The organism is Streptococcus sp. FDAARGOS_192 (genome assembly GCF_002073815.2).
In the GTDB taxonomy this organism is placed as follows: domain Bacteria; phylum Bacillota; class Bacilli; order Lactobacillales; family Streptococcaceae; genus Streptococcus; species Streptococcus salivarius_H.
Window position 1 is genome coordinate 712,216 of sequence record NZ_CP020431.2, and the last position, 19,115, is coordinate 731,330.

Sequence of the window (19,115 nt, forward strand, 5' to 3'; positions counted from 1 at the left end):
TCAAAAATTAGTCATGGAACTTTGTAAAAGTTCGCTGACGTCCGCCAACACCTAAGGAAAGTCTCACAGAAAATTTTATTTTTAAAATAAAACAATTATTATCAATAACAAGAAAGGAAGTACATCATGTCTTTTGACGGCTTTTTTCTTCATCATATGACGACTGAGTTGCGTGAGCAAGTGCTTTACGGGCGTATCCAGAAGGTTAATCAGCCCTTTGAGCGTGAGTTGGTCCTGACCATTCGTAACAATCGTCAGAATTACAAGCTTCTGCTTTCGGCTCATCCTGTCTTTGGGCGTATTCAGACGACCAAGGCTGACTTGCCAAATCCGCAGAATCCAAATACCTATACCATGATTATGCGGAAATACCTTCAGGGAGCGGTTATCGAGGATATCCAGCAAGTGGAAAATGACCGTGTTCTTGAGATTTCCGTCTCTAACAAAAACGAAATCGGTGATAGCGTTAAGGTTACTCTTGTTATGGAAATCATGGGGAAACACTCTAACATTATCCTGATTGACAAGAACGAGAGTAAAATCATTGAGTCTATCAAACATGTTGGTTTCTCACAAAATAGTTACCGCACTATTCTGCCTGGGTCTACCTATATTGCTCCTCCTAAGACAGACGCAAAAAATCCTTTTGACATTCCAGACGAAAAACTCTTTGAGATCCTACAGACTGAAGATTTGTCAGCTAGAAACCTTCAAAAACTTTTCCAAGGTTTGGGGCGTGACACGGCCAATGAATTATCAACCTTACTTGAGACTGATAAACTCAAGAATTTCCATGCCTTCTTCAATCGTGAAGTAGAGCCAAACTTAACGGCTAAAGCATTTTCAGCTGTAAGATTCTCAGATAGTCAGGACCAACCTGAGTTTGAAACCTTGTCAGCCCTTTTGGACTACTACTACTTGGACAAGGCGGCGCGTGACCGTGTGGCACAACAAGCGAGTGATCTGATTCATCGTGTGCAAAATGAACTGGAAAAAAACAGGAAGAAACTTGTTAAACAGGAAAAAGAGCTTGCGGCGACTGAAAATGCTGAGGAGTTCCGTCAAAAAGGTGAGCTTTTAACCACCTACCTCAGCATGGTTCCAAATGATAAGGATAGTGTCGAGCTAGACAACTACTACACTGGTGAAAAGATTACGATTCCTCTAAATGTGGCTCTAACGCCTAACCAAAATGCTCAGCGTTACTTCAAGAAATACCAGAAACTCAAGGAAGCTGTTAAGCACTTGACTGGTTTGATTGAGGAAACCAAGCAGACTATTGACTATTTGGAGAGTGTGGAGTTCAGTCTTTCTCAAGCCAACATGGATGAAATCGAGGATATTCGTGAGGAGCTTGTTCAGGCTGGCTTTATGAAGCGTCGTTCAACTGACAAACGTCACAAACGCAAGAAACCTGAACAGTATCTGGCTTCTGATGGTAAGACCATTATCATGGTTGGTCGTAACAACCTGCAAAATGAGGAGTTGACCTTCAAGATGGCTAAAAAGGGTGAGCTCTGGTTCCACGCAAAGGATATCCCAGGGAGTCACGTGGTCATCAAGGACAATCTTAACCCAACTGACGAGGTCAAGACAGATGCGGCTGAATTGGCAGCCTACTACTCTAAGGCACGTCTATCAAACTTGGTTCAAGTCGATATGATTGATGTTAAGAAACTCAACAAACCAACGGCTGGTAAGCCTGGATTTGTAACTTATACGGGACAAAAGACCTTACGTGTCACACCGACTGAAGAAAAAATTGATAGTATGCGGATGAAATAGTCTGCTTTACAAAATCAAACTCTCTTGTTTTTGAAACGAGAGAGTTTTTCTATGTCTTCATTAGATCAATTTCTTTCGTTGATGAATGGGATTTTCTTCTTGTTTTCATTACATTTTTCCGACGACTGTGCTAAACTATAAGGGTAATTACCTATATTAAAGGAGACTTTCAACATGAAGGCTCTTATGTCATATACGAGTTCTTTTTTAGAATGGTTAGGGCGCTATGTGGGGCTCTTAGTCTTTGGGCTATTATTTGTGACTACTTTGTTCATTCGCACGACCATGATGACGGGATACTTTGAGTGGGCAGAGATTAGTAGCGTTCCTTGGTATGTTTATGTTTCAGGTGGGGCCATTCTGCTTTTGACCCTTCTCTGGCCCAAGATCTTAAAGGAACTGACAACAAAGCAGATTTTCATCTTTTTTTCCGTTTGCTTTGTAAGTTTTGGCCTACTGTTAATTTTTCTGACCAGTTTTGCTGGTCGAGACGATGCAGGTACTGTCTTTAAAGGGGCGGTCCAGTTTAATGCTGGTGACTTCTCTCTAATAAAACCAGGAGCCTACTTCTACCGCTATCCTCATCAGTTGGGATTGCTTAGTTTTGAACGCTTGGTTCTCTATCTAATTCCTTTACCAGTTATCTCTGTTTTCTATATATTGAATCTTGGCATGGTCATTGGTATGAACTATGCTACTTGGAAAATCACAGATGAACTGTTTTCGAGGCCTTTAGTTAGTCGTTTGGCTGTCATCATGAGCTTTGGTTTCTTGCCCTTAGTCTTTAACATTATGTTTGCCTATGGACTTATGTATGGCTTGTTCTTTTCTAGTTTTGCTATTCTCTTTTTTCTACGTTACTTAAGACGTGGTAAGGCTAGGAATGCGATTCTTTCGGTGGTCATGCTATCTTTGGCCTACTGGGTAAGGAGCAACAACATCATTCTCATTATTGCTCTATCTTGTATTCTAATACTCTTAATCCTTAGAGAAAAACGGTATCGCTATTTACTTTTAGTTTTGGCTTTCTTTGCCTTTCCTATGACCTTGCATAAGGCGACGACCAGTTACTATGAGATTACCACCCATCAAAAAATTCCTGGAACGCCACAGATTGCTTGGCTGGCTATGGGCTTACAGGACAAACCCGATTCTAAACGCATGCCAGGATGGTATACCGGCTATGTCCGTGACATATACGCCAAGAAAAAGGGAAATATCGAAAAGATTGAAAAAAGTGCCAATCACCTTTTTGATAAGCGTGTTCAATATCTCCTAGCACATCCCGATGAAGCCAGTTGGTTTTTCAGCACCAAGTTTATCAGTTCTTGGACAGAGGGAAGCTTCCAGTCCATCTGGAATGGCCCAAGTAAAGACAAGTTTCAGCCTTTGTGGAATAGGTTTGCGACTTCCATCTATCACGATGGGACCCTGCATCTCTTTTTCGTAACCTATATGCAAGGCTATCTCCTAGTCCTATATCTTGGTGGTGTGTTCTACTACGCTTTCACTTATAAACGAATGGGGGACGGAGCAACGTTGGGACTTTATGCCTTTCTCTATCTCTTTGGAGGTATCCTCTTCCACCTCATATCTGAGACTAAAAGCCAGTACACCCTACCTTATATTTACTTACAAATTCCAATGATTGCGGCGGGCTACAACCATGTGACACAAATACTTAGCCGCTATCTAAAAAATAGTCGAAAGTCATCCTAGGATGGCTTTTTAACATTGTTTCACAATTACAATCTTGCTATAATAAGTCTATGAAAAATGCGTCAGTTGATCTTTTACGAGGCCCAATTCTGAGGTCTCTTTTAATCTTTGCTCTACCAATTCTGATATCCAATATTTTCCAGCAACTCTACAATACTGCTGATGTCATGATTGTGGGTCGCTTTCTAGGTCCAGATGCCTTGGCTGCAGTAGGTGCTTCTTCTGCTATTTTTGATTTGGTTATCGGATTTGCTCTTGGCGTTGGAAATGGTATGGGTGTTGTTATCGCACGTTACTATGGTGCCAAAGACTTTAGGAAACTTCGTCAGTCTGTGGCGGCCACCGTCGTGATTGGTTTAGGCTTAAGTGCCTTGGTTATGATTCTAGGACATTTTGGTCTTTATCCTTTGCTGACTTTTTTAGGAACCCCTAATTCTATTATTGGGCAATCTTACCAGTATATTTCTATGATTGTCTCCTGTGTTGGAGTAACTTTGGGTTATAATCTGTGTGCAGGACTCCTCAGAGCGGTTGGGGATAGTCTTACCGCCCTCTATTTTCTGATTTTTTCAGCACTAGTCAATATCGTTTTAGACCTTTTCTTTATTACACAACTTCATCTTGGTGTTCAATCAGCAGGCTTAGCGACAATTATCTCACAGGGACTTTCAGCTATCCTCTGTCTGTACTATATTAAGAAAAAAGTGACCTTCCTTCTACCAAGCAAGTCAGACTTTGTTCTTGATTCAAGCCTTTATTTGGACCTTTTTGGACAAGGGATGGCCATGGGACTTATGAATTCTATTGTTTCAATTGGGACTGTGACCTTACAATATGCCATTAACGGCTTTGGACCTCTTATTATCAGTGCTCAGGTTGCAGCAAGGCGTATCATGTCTTTCGCAGTTCTCCCTTTGACCTCACTTGCTGCTGGGGTGACCACCTTCACCTCACAAAACTTCGGGGCCAAACAGTTTAAACGCATAGTGGCTGGTTTAAAACAATCTTGTCTTGTTTCTATCACTTGGTCTGTCATTGCTTGTGTCCTTCTCTATATAGCAAGTCCCTTCTTGGCTGGTCTTATCTCTGGTTCTGAAAATACTGTGATTATTGACAACGCCAGTCGCTACCTCCGTATCAGTTCTCTCTTTTATCCTATTTTAGGAATGCTTTTCATTTTCAGAAATAGTCTCCAAGGCCTAGGTAAAAAACTGACACCTTTAACCTCTAGTTTCATTGAGCTTTTTGGAAAAATTCTCTTTGTTCTTTTGGTTATTCCTTCTATGGGCTACCTTGGCGTTATCCTATGCGAGCCCTTGATTTGGATTCCCATGACCATTCAACTTTATATTGCCTTGAGGAAACATATTCGACACTTGTTTATCAGTTAGACTACTTTTAAACATAGAAAAAACGACCATCACGGTCGTTTTTAGTTTAATTTAATCCCCATTCATCAGAGATCTGTTTCATTATGGCCTCTTGGGAGACAATCCCAAAGCCCAGCATGTAGGTTGAGTAATCAGCATAAATTACCTTGTTATTTTGAACTGCCTTTAAGCTACTCCAGACAGGGTTATTTTTAAGTTTGTTTTCTAGGAGCTCTTGAGAATCTGCTTGAACAATCAGGAGGTCCGGATTAATGTCTTTTAGTTTATCTGGATCGATAACTTGGAACATATCATCTGGGTTGAAGGTTTCAGCACGATTGAAATGATAAGTATCATACAGATAACCAAAATGCCCGTAAGCGTAATAACGGATGTCATTGTCTGTCACGCGCAGATACATGAGTTTTTGATTGCCAAACTTAGCTTTGACATTCTCTGCGAAAACAGCCTCCCTAGCATCCACTCTATCCAGGTCCTTCTTCATCTCATCACGTTTGTCGAAGATTTCTGCTACCTTTAATGAGGTTTCGTGATAGTCCCAATTTTCATCTGTATTAATTTGGTAACCAACAGTCGGTGCAATCTCAGACAGCTCCTCGTAGAGGTCTTCCTGCTCGCCTGTCATAAGGATTAAATCAGGTTTTAACTCAGCAATCTTATCCAAATCTGGACTCCCCTGCCAACCAACTGAAACCACCTTGGCATCCTTGTATTGTTTCTTAAAGAGGGTTGAAAATTCTTGACTATCAGCTTGACCAGTTGTTGCACCTACAGGAGTGATATCTAAAGGATTCAAGATTTCACCATAGAGGTTGTCGAGGATAACAATACGTTTAGGAACTTTTTTCAACTTTGTCGTACCAAAATCATGAACAATCGTCTTCTCCTTAAAAGTTTGACTTGTTTGATTTGACTCTGCATTATGTCCAGACGTCATGTCTGGCAAGTAATATAGTAAAAGACCAGATATGATGGCCAGAATAGCTAAAAAATAAAGAAGATTTGTTTTTTTCATGGCAACTCCTCGATAAGATCGGATTAAATCGTTACTTTAAAGTTATCTTAAAACTTCTTTAATGTCAATCTATGACTAAGATTTTTTGGAAGGAATTGAATGTTTTTGATTCCTAAGAGGTATTATAGGAAATCAACTATAACCTTTGAGTAAAAAACAGCAATTTCTTTTTCAGAGGACATCTTGTACGCCATTAAATGTCAGATTATATCATCCTCTTTGAATTTTAAATATTTAAGTAAGAGATCTCTTTTTTGAAGCCTTCTTCTTTATAGGTTACGCCTTATTTTATCAATTTTTTTGGGGTTCTGTGAATATCAAATGATGCTCTACAGACTGAAATGGATTTTACTAGATTAGCAATACGAATTTAAACGTCCCTAACTAGTATTTTTTCGGTGAGATAGGTATTAAAATACACTGAAAATTCATTTAAAAATATCTTAAAAAAGCCTTAAATAACATTGACAACCTTTTCACTCGGCCTAGGCATGGCAGTCAAACCAAAACGTAACTAACTCTTCGTTTACGTTAAAAACTTAATTATTGCACCCCGTGATTTACACTCCAAAAGCTCAATTTTGGGGTGTTTTTGGCTGTATATTTGAGACGTATATTATAAAAATGTTACTATTCATGCTTATCCATATGGCCAGTTCTATCTATCTTCACTATGATATAATAGTTAGTAACATTGGAGGGAAATTATGTTAAATCAGCTTTCATTTAAGGGACAATGGCGACAGTACCAACGGCGTGTTCTTGATAAAGCCGAAAGCTTTATGGATGATGGAAAGATTCACTTGGTGGCTGCTCCTGGTTCTGGTAAAACAACCTTAGGAATTGAATTTATACAGCGTTTTGGTAATCCAACTTTAATTTTAGTTCCGACAGTTACCATCCGTCAACAATGGATAGATCGGATTAAACAAGCTTTTTTAAGTGATGACAATCTAGTAGAACAACTCATTTCACAGGATTTAAAAAGGCCTAAAATGATTACGGTTGCAACTTATCAGGCATTACATAGTGCCATGAACCAAGTTGTTGGTGATGGTCTTATCGAAGACACAGATGATACAGCTCAACAAGAGCATTTTAATTTTCAAGATTTCGATATACGAAAAACTTTTGGGGCCCTAGATTTAGGGACTCTTTGTTTGGATGAGTGCCATCATTTAAGAAATGAATGGTGGAAGAGTTTAGAGATTTTTCGTAAATCCTTTCCTAAAATTAAGATGATTTCCTTGACAGCGACCCCTCCATACGAGGGAGAACCTGCTCTTTGGGAGCGTTACATTAGCATGTGTGGTGAGATTGATGAAGAAATTACTGTGCCTGAACTGGTTAAGGAAGGGACGCTCTGTCCTCACCAGGACTATGTCTACTTCGCCTTTCCAACTAAGGAAGAACGAACACAATTAGATCAGTTTGAAAAGCAGAAACTTAACTTTCTAACTAAACTGTCTTCAGATATAAACTTTTCGAACACTATTCAGTCTAGTCCGGCATTAGGGGGCCAAATCAGTGATGATGACCTATTGGCCAATCCTAAATATCTTTCTGCTATCCTGATTTTCTTAAGGTCTAAAAACTTGCCTTTCCCACAACGTTTTCAAGAGCTTCTGGCTACAAAAACCTTACCAACTTTTACCCTTGAGTGGTTTGAAACCTTGCTTAATGGCATTATTTTTCAAGTTCCAAATTGGTTTGGATTTACTGAGGAGGCCTTTAACCAACTGAAAAGTGATTTGAAAGCAAACGGTCTTATCGAAAGAAATCAAGTTAAACTTATCCGGAATAAGAAACAAGATGTCCTGCTCAATCAATCATTGGGAAAACTCAATGCTGTTAGAGATATTTTTAAGGCAGAATACCAGGCTCTAGGAAGTAATCTTCGTCAACTTGTTTTGACAGACTTTATACGTAAGGATTTTCAAGTTCATTTAGGTGATAAAAATGCTCAATTTACCCAACTAGGTGTCCTCTCTTACTTTGAATCTATTCGAAGAGAAATGATTGAACAGACTTGGACAGTACCTGTGGCTGTATTGACAGGAAGTTTAGTGATTATTCCAACTTCAGCTAAAGAACATCTAGAGCGACTCATTCCTAATTCTCGTTTATCCTATGATGTTATTGGACAGTTGAGCCAAGAGGACTATCTTAAGGTCAGTATTTCTGGTTCCTATCATGATTTGGTTACAGCCCTTACTCAGCTTTTCCAAGATGGATATATCAAAGTGATTATTGGGACAAAGTCTTTATTGGGCGAAGGTTGGGATGCACCTTGTGTTAACTCCCTTATTTTAGCTAGTTATGTTGGAAGTTTCATGCTAAGCAATCAGATGCGAGGTCGTGCCATCCGTGTTTGGCCTGACAATCCTAATAAAACAAGTAATATCTGGCATTTGGTTTCTATTAATTTATCACCAAAGAAATGGATTGAGATTCAAAATGCCGAAGAAAAATATGACGAGACATTAGAGCTACAATTGTATGGACTTAGTCCTGACCTAGACTTGTTAGATAGGCGTATGACACAGTTTCTTGGTCTCCATTATACAGAGCTCACTATCGAATCTGGCATTGATCGACTTGAACTCAATCAAATAACTTTTAGCCAAAAGGGACTAGAAAAGCTTAACCAAAAAGCCATTACACTTTCTCAAAAACGTGAGGAACTTAAAGACCGTTGGCAACAAGCTCTACCGCTTAACGAAGAAATGGAAGTTGCTAATGAGGTTGAGGTCGACAAACAATTTCTACCTCTGGCATACCTTAATGATTGGATGAAGGCCTTACTTATTTCCCAAACCCTTGCTGCCACTTATTTTATTATTGATTTGGGAAGATATCTAATTGTTGGGAAGCCGTTTAATCAAAGCCTACCGATATTCTTACTTGCGCTACCTGTACTGGCTGTCTTTTGGGGAAGATACTTTATCTATAAGAGTCCCTATAAACGTTTGGAAACTTTTGGCAAAGCTATCCACCAAGCGCTTCTTGATTCAGGTCAAATTGAGACTAAAGAATCTGCTCCTAGAGTGGCAAAAGATAGTAAACGGGCGATTTATAACTCCATCTATCTCAAGGGTGCTAACATGAGGGAGAAAGAAATCTTTGCTCAGGCTTTGACTGAGTTTTTCGCTCCTATCGAAAATCAACGCTATATCCTAAAGTCTTGTCACAAGGTGAAAGATCAAACCGAATTTTTTGCCGTTCCAAGTATGTTTGAAAAGCGTAAGGCAGATGCAGAGTCTTTCCTCCGACACATCCAAAAAAGTGTTGGAAAATATGATCTTATTTATACGCGAAGTGTTCAAGGACGTCCTATTCTACTGGAAGCTCGTATCAAAGCACTTGGAAATAAGCAAGAACGTACTGTTACCCATAAAAAAGTCATGTCAACTTTAGAATGATAAATGTCCCTAAATACCTTTAACTGGTTTAACATGTTACAATAAATCAAAGATACTATATTGGAGAATTCTATGACACTCACACACATTTTTTTCGACCTTGATGGTACCCTCGTTGATAGTTCTGAGGGAATCCACAATGGTTTTGTTCAAACCTTTGAAAGACTAGGCCTTCCTGTTCCTAGTGATCAGAAAATTCGCACCTTTATGGGACCACCTCTCGAGGTAACTTTTAAAGAAGAGGTTAGTGAAGAAGGTGCAGCCCAAGCTGTCAAAATTTATCGTGACTATTATGAGACTAAAGGGCAATTGGAGGCTCACCTCTATGATGGCATAAAAGAAATCCTCCAACAACTTAGTCAAGATCCTAGCAAGAAAATCTTTATTACAACTTCAAAAAATGAACCTATTGCTCTGGAAATGTGCAAACACCTTGGAATTACTGAATATTTTGATGGCATTTATGGATCTACTCCTAGTGCCTTTCACAAGGCTGATGTCTTGCAGCGTGCCATTACTGAAAATCAAGCACCTAAAGAGCAGTCGGTCATTGTTGGTGATACCAAGTTTGACTTGATTGGTGGAAAAACCGTTGGCATCAAAACAATAGCAGCGACCTGGGGATTTGGGAAAAACGAAACTCTTTTGGCAGAAAATCCTGATTTTATAGCTGATACTACCCAAGAACTTTGGGATATTTTGAAATAATAATTTACATCTAAAAAGAGCACGATTATATAGTCATGCTCTTTTTTCTATTGAATTAGGATTACATCTGGACAATGATATCTAGACAAAGCTCTAAAGCCTTATCAAAAGCCTCTGAACCCCAATCTCTTTGATCGTAATTGTCAATATCTGCAAGAGAATCTGCCGTAAAGAGTAGTAATCCCCAAATAGCTCCTCGAAGTTGAGCAACTGCTGCAAGTGCAGCACATTCCATCTCTACAACGCCACAGCCCTCTTCAATACGATAGGAAATCTTATCTGGTGTCTCCCTATAAAAGCCATCTGTCGACCAGGTCATGACCTCTTTATAGGAGATTTTCTTTTGCTTTAAAGTTTTCTCAATGGCTCCAAGAGCTTTTTCATTCATGTCTATGTAGCGAGATGGCGCAACATAGTGGTAACTTGCACCTTCATCTCGCAAAGCTCTCGTCGGAATCAAAAAAACATTCTCTGGCATATCTACCAAGACACCACAAGTTCCAGTTGATATGATTTGCTTTACACCATAACCAATTAGCCAATCCATAAATTGTGCAGCTGCAGCTGAGCCAACTGGAGCTTGAGCCAAGCAAATCTTCTTCCCGTTGTAAGTCATCACATAGACAGGATAGGTTTTGGTGGCAGAGACAAATTCGCCAACTTTTTCAGCGCCAACTGATATCGCATAGCGTTCTACTTCTTCCTCTAAAAAGCCGTAAACACACCTAGCCGGCAAGTCCAAATCTAAATCCTCATGGGTCGGCATAATCACTGCCTGAGGATTGTCGTCAAACTCTAAAATAGGAATTTCATGTTTGTATATCATCTGTTGCCTCCAAAGTTTTAAGAATTATTATATCAAAAAATGCAAACTGATTATATGATTTCATAAAATCTATTAGCTTATAATCAAGAAAAATAGATGATTTAATCATAATACCTAAAAAGGACATGAATCTGCTTCAGGCAGAAACATGTCTTTTTGTATGCTATTTAAAGAAATATGATTTAAGTCAGCTTTTATTTCCACAAGCCACCTAAAATCTGCTTTTCCAACAATTCTAAGTCTTTTTCTCTTATTTCGCTATTGTCCCCAACGATATAGAGTTGAGCAAAGTAGGCCAACAAGGGACCCACACAAATACGAACCATTTGTGGAATTGTTAATTCAGGATTCACACGTGAATCTGCTATCAATTCCTTGTGGAGTACTAAAAGTTTATCATGAAGAGTGTTCCAAATATAGAGTTGTTCCTTTCTCAGTTTCTTATTTGAAAAAATTTCCTGTAGAATAATTTTCATCAAAGCACTATTTTTCTTGAGATAGGCCATGCGATTATGGACAAGATAATGAACCTTTTCTTCGGTCGTGTTAAAGGCCAAAAGTTCCTCAAAAAAACGACCGAAAAGTCCTGGAACAATAGGATGTAAAATAGCTGTTAATAAATCTTCTTTGGTCTTGAAATACTTGAAGAGCGTTGCCTGACTAAGTCCCGCATGTTTGGCAATTTGTAGGGTGGAGGTCCCATTGTAACTCTTAGTAGAAATCAAATCGACCGCTGACTGCATGATTTTTTTCTTTCCTTTGGGATAGTCTGCCTCTTTTAGATAAGCTTCAAACGACTCAAAAATACTCTCGCTCATTTTCATCCTCGTATATTTATATTTTAAACTTTACGATAACGACGCAATCCGACAATATTGAGAATTGTCAAAACGATAAGGAAAATAAGTAAAACACCAATATTAGGTACGACATCTCCAATTCCACGTCCGTAAAGAATAATCTGACTCATTGCATCACCTGAGTAGGTCAATGGCAAGAATTTTCCAATTGTTTTTGCCCACTCTCCCATTGAATCAAGTGGAATGATTCCTGAGAAAAAGAGTTGAGGCAAAATCACAAGAGGAATAAATTGCATCATTTGGAATTCTGATTTTGCCAAAGTAGACAAGAGAATTCCGAAAGCTAGTGCTACAAGAGCCAGTACCACATTAACTATTATAACATTTAATAGACTTCCGACAACTTCAATATCTAACAACCAAATGGCAGCCATGACAACTACTGCTGTCTGAAGAATAGCAATAAGTCCATAAGATATCATATAACCATAAACGATTTCCGAACGTTTGACTGGTGTCGCTAACAAGCGATCCAAGGTTCCGCTGGTACGTTCTTTCAAAAGTGCCATCCCTGAAATCAAGAAAACAAAAAAGAAAACCACAAATCCAATCAAGACTGGAATCATTTTGGTAAAGAAGCCAGTATCTTCATTCCCATACTCATAAGATTCCTTAATTTCTGGTGTTTTTCCATCAATTTGTAATTGTGGAAGAGCTTGCTTGACTCGAGTTAATAATTGATTGGTACCCTCACTGGCAATACTGGTACGTAATACTTGTCGGGTCACAGAAGTTTTAGAGGCATCTGTATTGGCATAGTCTACATGGTACTCCCCATCCTTATAAGAGATAACTGCATCTACTTTTTCATCGTTTAAAGCCTCTTTGGCTTGATCTAAGTCTTTGTATGTTTTCACACTGACATGGTCTAAGTCATCCATTTTACTTACCAAACTAGTTGGTAGATCCTGCGTTGCTAGCTTGACGTTCACGGTTGTACTAGCCGAAAACATGAGGTTCATCAACCACATAATAAAGACTGGAGCCACAAACATCATGGCAAGGGTTCGTTTGTCACGAAGCAATTCTTTGATAACTTTTTTTGCAATGGCAATTGTTCTCATTTCATTCTCCTTCTGCTTTCAAAAAGACTTCTTCAATACTTGAAACACCATAAGATTCTTTTAGCTTGGATGGTGTATCAAAGGCAATGATTTTTCCACCTAATAGTAGTCCGACCTTATCTGTCAGCTCTGCTTCATCCATGACATGGGTTGTAACCAAGATTCCTACACCATTGTCTCTGAGCGCTATCAACTCTTTCCAAATTTTCTTTCGAAGAGAAGGGTCGATTCCAACTGTCGGTTCGTCCAAAATCAAAAGTTGCGGATTTCCTAAAAGTGCAATCGCCAGCGACAAACGTCGTTTCATCCCTCCGGAATAACCAGACACAGCCTTATTTAAGTGATCTGTCAAATCTACCACCTGAGACACATGGGCAATTTCTGTTGTTAAGTCTTTTTTGGAAAGTCCTTTTAGCTGACCGAAAAATTCCAGATTTTCTTGTCCTGACAAAGCCTCATATAAAGCATCTGACTGAGCCATGTAGCCAATATCTCCTAGAATATGACGATTGGGCATGGTATTTTCTAAGACTAAAGCAATACCGCTATCTGCCTTTTCCATTCCTAACATGGTTTTAATCATGGTTGATTTACCAGCACCTGAGGGACCGATTAGACCAATGATTTCCCCAGACTGTAATTCAAAACCAACGTGGTTTAACACCAGTTGTTCACCAAAAGATTTTTGTAAATCTTGTAAATGTAGCAATGTTTTCATATGCATCCTCCTTAGTGAGTGTTTACTCACTTTTGATTACAAATGACATTATAGTGAGTGAATACTCACTTGTCAAGTGGAAAATTTAATTTTTTTCAGAACAACAAGAGCTACCTTCGCTATAATAAGACATTTTATGGTATCCAACCAGGAATCTTCCTTATTGGGCTAGCTCTTTCCCTTCTTTTTTCTGCCTATCCAACAGTTGTCATCACGATTGCAACCTTGATGACCTTAGCAATGGAAGTTTATTTTACGTATTTTTATATGACCCAAACCAAGAAATTTTCAAGTCCGGATTGGGATTTATATAAAAAAATTCTAGTAGAAATTCTACTAGAATTTTTTGTTTTCTTTATAAACTCATTTGCCCCACAAGAAAGTAATCATCGGCTCATCAACTAAAGCTGTTTCATGAAGTTTACTGTGTTGGCCATCAGGACCTGTGATTTCCTTTTCTTGATAGGATTTGACATGTCCTTTAAGCAGGTAGCCCAAAGATTGACTAGACAAATTGGTCACGCGCTCATCACTCCCTTTACCTGTATTGCCATAGATGTTCAGAACTTCAACCTGACCTTGAGGGTAGTGATTTCCAAGAGTCAAAAGCTCTTGATAGGACTCTGTCATGCTAGATGGTTTTCCTTCGTCATCTAGTGTGATATTTTCCGGTTCATCCATACCGATGATTCCGTTAAAGTGACCAGCAATATCCACTTGTTTGACCAGTTTAGGTAGACTCGTATCACTGCCGTGTTGAAGCATATAGTAGACAATGGCCATATTCCCGTATGAGTGAGCAACCATATTTATCTCCGTAATTCCATAAGTATCTTGGAGAGCTTTGACAACAGCGTAGGCATAGTTGCCCTGATCCTGAGTGCTAGCCCCTCGATTATTGTCAAAATTGACTAGGACAATCGGATTGACAGCATCTTTAGGAATGGTTCCTTTTAGAGTGGCTGTCCCATCCTCAGCTACCTTAGCTTCGATGATGGTCTGAGTAACGCCAGCTTTTTTAGCCGCATTAGCCATATGTCTTTCTGCACGACTGCTTGAACCCCAACCATGAAAAAAGATGGTCGGACGGCTTGATTGGATATATGTTTTTCTTGCTTCTGCTTTTACGGCCTGCGCTTGGTTTTGGTGAATAAAATACCAACTGCCTGCACAAACAAGGGCAAGCATTGCAAGAATACCAAAAAACGTCTTTTTAATCATAAACACCTTTCTGATTTACTTTATGAATAAGTTAGATAATCATCAAGTCTTTAACTAGCAAAGCTGGTTACGAACTCATTTATCTTACATATTTTCCTTTAGGAAGCGTTCTATCTCTTCAAATGGAATCACATCCAACTGATCGTAAAGGTCTGCAAATGGGAAGTTTGAACCAAGGAAGAGAACTGTGTCTGCTTCAAAGACCACTTCGTTGGCTGGTTTCCAACCAACACGGTATGCAGAACCTGTCAACCCTTCGTAGTTCCATTCGAAAGCTTCAAAGTTTTTACCAGTTTTGATGATTGGCGCTTTAATCATGCGTGACAATTCAGTGATGATATCACCAGCACCAACTCCACCGAAACCAGCATAAATCACTGGGCGTTCCGCATTATTCAATATTTCAACAGCTTTGTTGATTTCCACTTTGTTCAAAGCAGGAGCGATGAAGCGACGTTCGTAAGAACCTGATCCGTAGTATGAGTTTTCGTCGATTTCTTGGAAACCGAAGTTTACTGGAATTTCAACGACAGCTGGACCTTTTTTAGAAACAGCAGCACGGCAAGCTTCGTCAATCACTTTTGGCAATTGTTCTGTGTAATCGACACGTTTGTTGTAAACAGCGATACCGTTGTACATTGGGTTTTGGTTGAGCTCTTGGAAATCATCCATGTTAAGCTCGTTATTTGGACGTGATCCAAGAATCGCAAGGAATGGAGTGTTGTCCATTGCTGAATCATAAACACCATTGATCAAGTGAGTCGCACCAGGTCCACCTGAACCAACTGCAACCCCGATAGAGCCACCAAATTTAGCTTGCATAACTGCTGCAAGGGCACCAGTTTTTTCGTGGCGAACTTAACTTGCAAGAAACGGATATCTTTGTCTTCAGCCAAAGCGTCCATCAATGAGCTAAGTGTTCCTGATGGGATTCCGTAGATGGTATCTACGCCCCATGTTTTCAATACGTTCAACATTGCTGCAGATGCAGTAATTTTCTCTTGAGTCATTCTAACTCTCCTTTATTTCTAATTTGATCCTGAAAAATGAAGCACAGCGCTTCTACTTCACCTTTGCGATAAAAGCTCGTCTTGAAAATAAATTTATTCTGACTATTCTCATGAAAACGATTAAAGTACTAATTTATCACAAAGAGAGTCACATGTATAAGAATCTGCTCAGAGATGCTCAATCCCTATTACATAACAGATGCTGATTTTGAGAAAAATTCACAAACTATAGTAGAATAGGATATTTTATTATAAAATATATGCTTCTGTTTTCTCTTGTGGCTGTAAGAGAAGAGAAGAGAAAAAAGTGGTACAGAATATTAAATGAATTCTGTACCACTTTTTTTGTTGAGTCTAATCAATTTTCGCAACATTGAGAAGCAGAGAGCTAGTCAAAACAGACAAAGAACTAAGGGCCATGGCAAGACCTGCTAGTTCTGGATTGAGGGTCAATCCCAGTCCTACAAAGACTCCAGCAGCAATTGGAAGCCCAAGGATATTGTAGATAGAGGCCCAGAAGAGATTGAGTAAGATCCTGCGGAAGGTCTTTTGACTCATGTCAAAGGCGCGCACAACGCCAAGCAAATCATTTTGCGTGAGCACGATGCCACCGGACTCGATCGCAATATCCGTTCCAGATCCCATAGCGATCCCCACATCCGCGATCGAGAGAGCTGGAGCATCATTGATCCCATCTCCAACAAACGCGACCTTGCTAGCTTCTTGCAGTTTTTGGATGGCGCTAGCTTTTTCTTGAGGAAGGACATCAGCAATGACGGTGTCAATTCCCACTTGCTTAGCAATAGCTTGGGCCACCCGTTCATTATCCCCCGTTAACATGACCGTTTTCAAGCCCCGTTCTTTGAGCTTTTTGATCGCTTCTTTTGAGCTGGCCTTCGGAGCATCTTGAATGGCAATCAAGCCAATCACTTGCCCATCCACAGCCAAATTGATCACTGTTTTGGCCTGCTCTTGCAACTCTACCATCCGTTTTTCAAGCTCCGGATCCATCGCTGTCCCGTCATGAAGTTTACCATTTCCCAAGGTCACCAACTGCTGGTCGATTTGACCTTGGACCCCTTTTCCTTCAATCGCTTGGAAGTTTTCCACAGGGGATAACACCAAACCTTTTTCTTCTGCTTGGGATAACACCGCTTGGGCTAGTGGATGTTCTGAAAAAGTTTCAAGACTAGCAGCCAGTGTCAAGACACGCGCTTCATCTCCTACAACATCGGTTACAAGTGGTTGGCCAATGGTAATGGTCCCTGTCTTATCAAACACAACGGTTTGAATCTTTTGCACTTCTTGAAGAACTGTTCCATTTTTAATCAGAACCCCCATCTTGGCACTACGGCCGGTTCCGACCATCAGGGCTGTTGGGGTTGCTAAACCAAGGGCACAAGGACAGGCAATAATGAGGACAGATACTGCATAGAGCATGGCCTCTTGAAGCGATGCGCCCAGAAGCACGGACCAAACCCAGAAAGTCGCAATGGCCAAAATCGTCACCACTGGAACAAAGATACCTGAAATCTTATCCGTCAAATCTTGAATAGGAGCACGACTGGATTGGGCCATTTTGACAAAGTCCACAATTTGAGATAAGAGGGTCTCACTACCGACTTTTTCAGCCTTAAAGAGAATGGTCCCATTGCTGTTGATAGTGGAGCCGATCACTGCATCACCAACTGATTTTTCCACAGGTAAGCTTTCACCTGTCACCATCGACTCATCAATGGTCGTACTCCCTTCTACAATCGTCCCATCAACCGCAATCTTTTCCCCAGGACGGACCCGAATCAAGTCATTAATTTGGATATCTTCTGCCGCCACCTCGACATAGTTCCCATCACGGAGAACTTGAGCCGTTTTTGCCTGCAAATCCAACAACTTTTCCACAGCCTCGGAGGCATTGTTACGCATCCGTTCTTCAAAGATTTGCCCTAAGAGGATAAAGAAGATGATAAAACCCGCAGCCTCAAAGTATACTGGCTGACCAGTAAAAAGGGCAAATACACTATAGACATAGGCTACCAGGGTTCCAAGAGCTACCAAGGTATCCATATTGGAATGGTGCTTCTTAAATGAGGCCCAGGCACTCTTGATAAAAGGTACTCCTGCTACCAACATGATTGGCGTTGTCGCTAGAAAAGTCCCCCAGCGACTGACTGGATGGGATACAAATCCTGCCCACATCCCGATCATCAAGATCAATAAAGGAAGGGTAAAGATACTAGTAATCCAAAAGCGACCCCGTAAACTTAAGACACGACGGCGTTTTTCCACAACCGTGTAGGAACCCTTTTGCATCTTCATTCCACATGAAAACTCAAAGTCCCCTGTTTCTGTCGGGGTAAAGGATATCACCTTATCCACACCGACTTCCAAAGGCTCTAAAATCCCCTGATCTTCAAACAAAATTTCCTTGTAACAGCCGGAAGGATTGACCCGATGGAAGGTGATTTCAGCAGGGATCCCTTTTTGAAGTTGAAATTCTTTGGGACTATAGCCCTTTTCTGCTGTAATACGGATCTTTTGCACTCCGTTTTCCACAACTGCTTTTTGTTTTTCTACCATACCTAACTCCTTTATTCCACAATCATTTGACCATGCATCATGTTCATTCCACATGAATACCCATATTCGCCCGCTTTTTCTGGCGTAATTTCAATGACATGTTTTTCACCTAAAGGCAAATCTTCATGAACGCCAAAATCTGGAAAAATCACTTGAGCCAGACATGAAGATGGATCCTTGCGATTAAAGATGATCCGGGCTGGAACATTCTTTTTCAGGACAATGGTTTCAGGCGAATAGCCCCCCATAACTTCGACTTCAATTTCTTGATAACCTGATTTCTGACGAGCGTGGCCGCTTACCTTTTCATGCTCTGCAAAGAACCACCAAGCAATAAAAGCAACCACAAGTAAACAAACAATACTAATTAACAATCCAAACATGGAATTTCCTTCTTTCTATTACATACAATTGCAAGGGACTGTTTCGACAGCCTCTGCTTTCTTTTCTTCCAGGACCTGCTGCAGCTGATTAAGATCTGCAAGCGTAAAGTCACTCGCCTGAATCAAGTTTTCAAGCACCTGGACAATCCTTTTGGAGCAAACCTTGTCTTTCACCTCCTCAACCACCAAGTCTAAACTCTGATCCTGCGTCAACAGAGCGGAGTAAACAAAGGCTTTGCCTGATTTTTCTCTAGTCAAGCACCCCTTTTCCACCAAGCGGGTCAAGAGAGTCTTGATGGTTGACTTCGACCAGTCAAAGCGCTCGGACAAGACGGCGATCAAATCCGTGCTGGTCTGCTTGCCTTCCATCCAGATAATCTTCATGATGCGCCATTCCGCATTGGAAATTTGCATGA

Annotated in this window: 14 protein-coding genes and 1 pseudogene; 5 read left to right on the forward strand and 10 right to left on the reverse strand. The window is 40.2% G+C overall.

From position 1 onward, the window contains the following. Positions 1 to 126 precede the first annotated feature (126 nt). The 3 genes from A6J31_RS04420 to A6J31_RS04430 all read left to right on the forward strand — a co-directional run bounded on the left by A6J31_RS04420 (position 127) and on the right by A6J31_RS04430 (position 4,895). The gene (locus tag A6J31_RS04420; protein WP_080610526.1) at positions 127 to 1,785 is read left to right on the forward strand and encodes an NFACT family protein; all 1,659 of its coding nucleotides are present in this window, start codon (positions 127 to 129) and stop codon (positions 1,783 to 1,785) included. A gap of 174 nt (positions 1,786 to 1,959) precedes the next feature. Further along, positions 1,960 to 3,504 carry a hypothetical protein gene (locus A6J31_RS04425; RefSeq protein WP_080610527.1) on the forward strand — a complete coding sequence of 515 codons (1,545 nt, stop codon included), beginning with the start codon at positions 1,960 to 1,962 and terminating at the stop codon, positions 3,502 to 3,504. Between the two features lie 50 nt (positions 3,505 to 3,554). Then, positions 3,555 to 4,895 carry an MATE family efflux transporter gene (locus A6J31_RS04430; RefSeq protein WP_080610528.1) on the forward strand — a complete coding sequence of 447 codons (1,341 nt, stop codon included), beginning with the start codon at positions 3,555 to 3,557 and terminating at the stop codon, positions 4,893 to 4,895. Between the two features lie 46 nt (positions 4,896 to 4,941). Here A6J31_RS04430 and A6J31_RS04435 read toward each other — a convergent pair whose 3' ends face one another. After that, positions 4,942 to 5,910, reverse strand: a complete 969-nt coding sequence (locus tag A6J31_RS04435; protein WP_080610529.1) for an iron-siderophore ABC transporter substrate-binding protein — start codon at positions 5,908 to 5,910, stop codon at positions 4,942 to 4,944. A gap of 707 nt (positions 5,911 to 6,617) precedes the next feature. Between A6J31_RS04435 and A6J31_RS04440 the strand changes: the two genes are divergently transcribed. Next, the gene (locus A6J31_RS04440; RefSeq protein ID WP_080610530.1) at positions 6,618 to 9,332 is read left to right on the forward strand and encodes a DEAD/DEAH box helicase family protein; all 2,715 of its coding nucleotides are present in this window, start codon (positions 6,618 to 6,620) and stop codon (positions 9,330 to 9,332) included. Positions 9,333 to 9,404: 72 nt separating this feature from the next. Next, positions 9,405 to 10,040, forward strand: coding sequence for an HAD hydrolase-like protein (locus A6J31_RS04445; RefSeq protein WP_080610531.1), 636 nt, complete (start codon positions 9,405 to 9,407; stop codon positions 10,038 to 10,040). Positions 10,041 to 10,101: 61 nt separating this feature from the next. Here A6J31_RS04445 and A6J31_RS04450 read toward each other — a convergent pair whose 3' ends face one another. From A6J31_RS04450 to A6J31_RS04495, 9 genes and pseudogenes are all read right to left on the reverse strand, one after another. Further along, positions 10,102 to 10,866, reverse strand: coding sequence for a nucleoside phosphorylase (locus tag A6J31_RS04450; RefSeq protein WP_080610532.1), 765 nt, complete (start codon positions 10,864 to 10,866; stop codon positions 10,102 to 10,104). A 194-nt stretch (positions 10,867 to 11,060) separates the two neighbouring features. Beyond that, on the reverse strand, positions 11,061 to 11,684 hold the full coding sequence (locus A6J31_RS04455; RefSeq protein ID WP_070577236.1) for a TetR/AcrR family transcriptional regulator: 624 nt from the start codon (positions 11,682 to 11,684) through the stop codon (positions 11,061 to 11,063). A gap of 23 nt (positions 11,685 to 11,707) precedes the next feature. Beyond that, on the reverse strand, positions 11,708 to 12,790 hold the full coding sequence (locus tag A6J31_RS04460) for an ABC transporter permease (protein WP_070577235.1): 1,083 nt from the start codon (positions 12,788 to 12,790) through the stop codon (positions 11,708 to 11,710). Position 12,791: 1 nt separating this feature from the next. After that, entirely contained in the window at positions 12,792 to 13,508 is a 717-nt protein-coding gene (locus A6J31_RS04465; protein WP_070577234.1) for an ABC transporter ATP-binding protein, read from the reverse strand. Positions 13,509 to 13,871: 363 nt separating this feature from the next. After that, positions 13,872 to 14,729: an alpha/beta hydrolase gene (locus A6J31_RS04475; RefSeq protein ID WP_080610533.1), complete on the reverse strand. Its 858-nt coding sequence runs from the start codon at positions 14,727 to 14,729 to the stop codon at positions 13,872 to 13,874. A gap of 96 nt (positions 14,730 to 14,825) precedes the next feature. Continuing rightward, a pseudogene (locus A6J31_RS04480) lies at positions 14,826 to 15,739 on the reverse strand (thiamine pyrophosphate-binding protein); the annotation flags it as partial. A gap of 354 nt (positions 15,740 to 16,093) precedes the next feature. Then, the gene (locus tag A6J31_RS04485) at positions 16,094 to 18,316 is read right to left on the reverse strand and encodes a heavy metal translocating P-type ATPase (RefSeq protein ID WP_080610534.1); all 2,223 of its coding nucleotides are present in this window, start codon (positions 18,314 to 18,316) and stop codon (positions 16,094 to 16,096) included. 11 nt (positions 18,317 to 18,327) lie between these two features. Continuing rightward, the gene (locus tag A6J31_RS04490; protein ID WP_003093093.1) at positions 18,328 to 18,699 is read right to left on the reverse strand and encodes a cupredoxin domain-containing protein; all 372 of its coding nucleotides are present in this window, start codon (positions 18,697 to 18,699) and stop codon (positions 18,328 to 18,330) included. 18 nt (positions 18,700 to 18,717) lie between these two features. Further along, entirely contained in the window at positions 18,718 to 19,113 is a 396-nt protein-coding gene (locus A6J31_RS04495) for a CopY/TcrY family copper transport repressor (protein WP_004182480.1), read from the reverse strand. Positions 19,114 to 19,115: the final 2 nt, after the last annotated feature.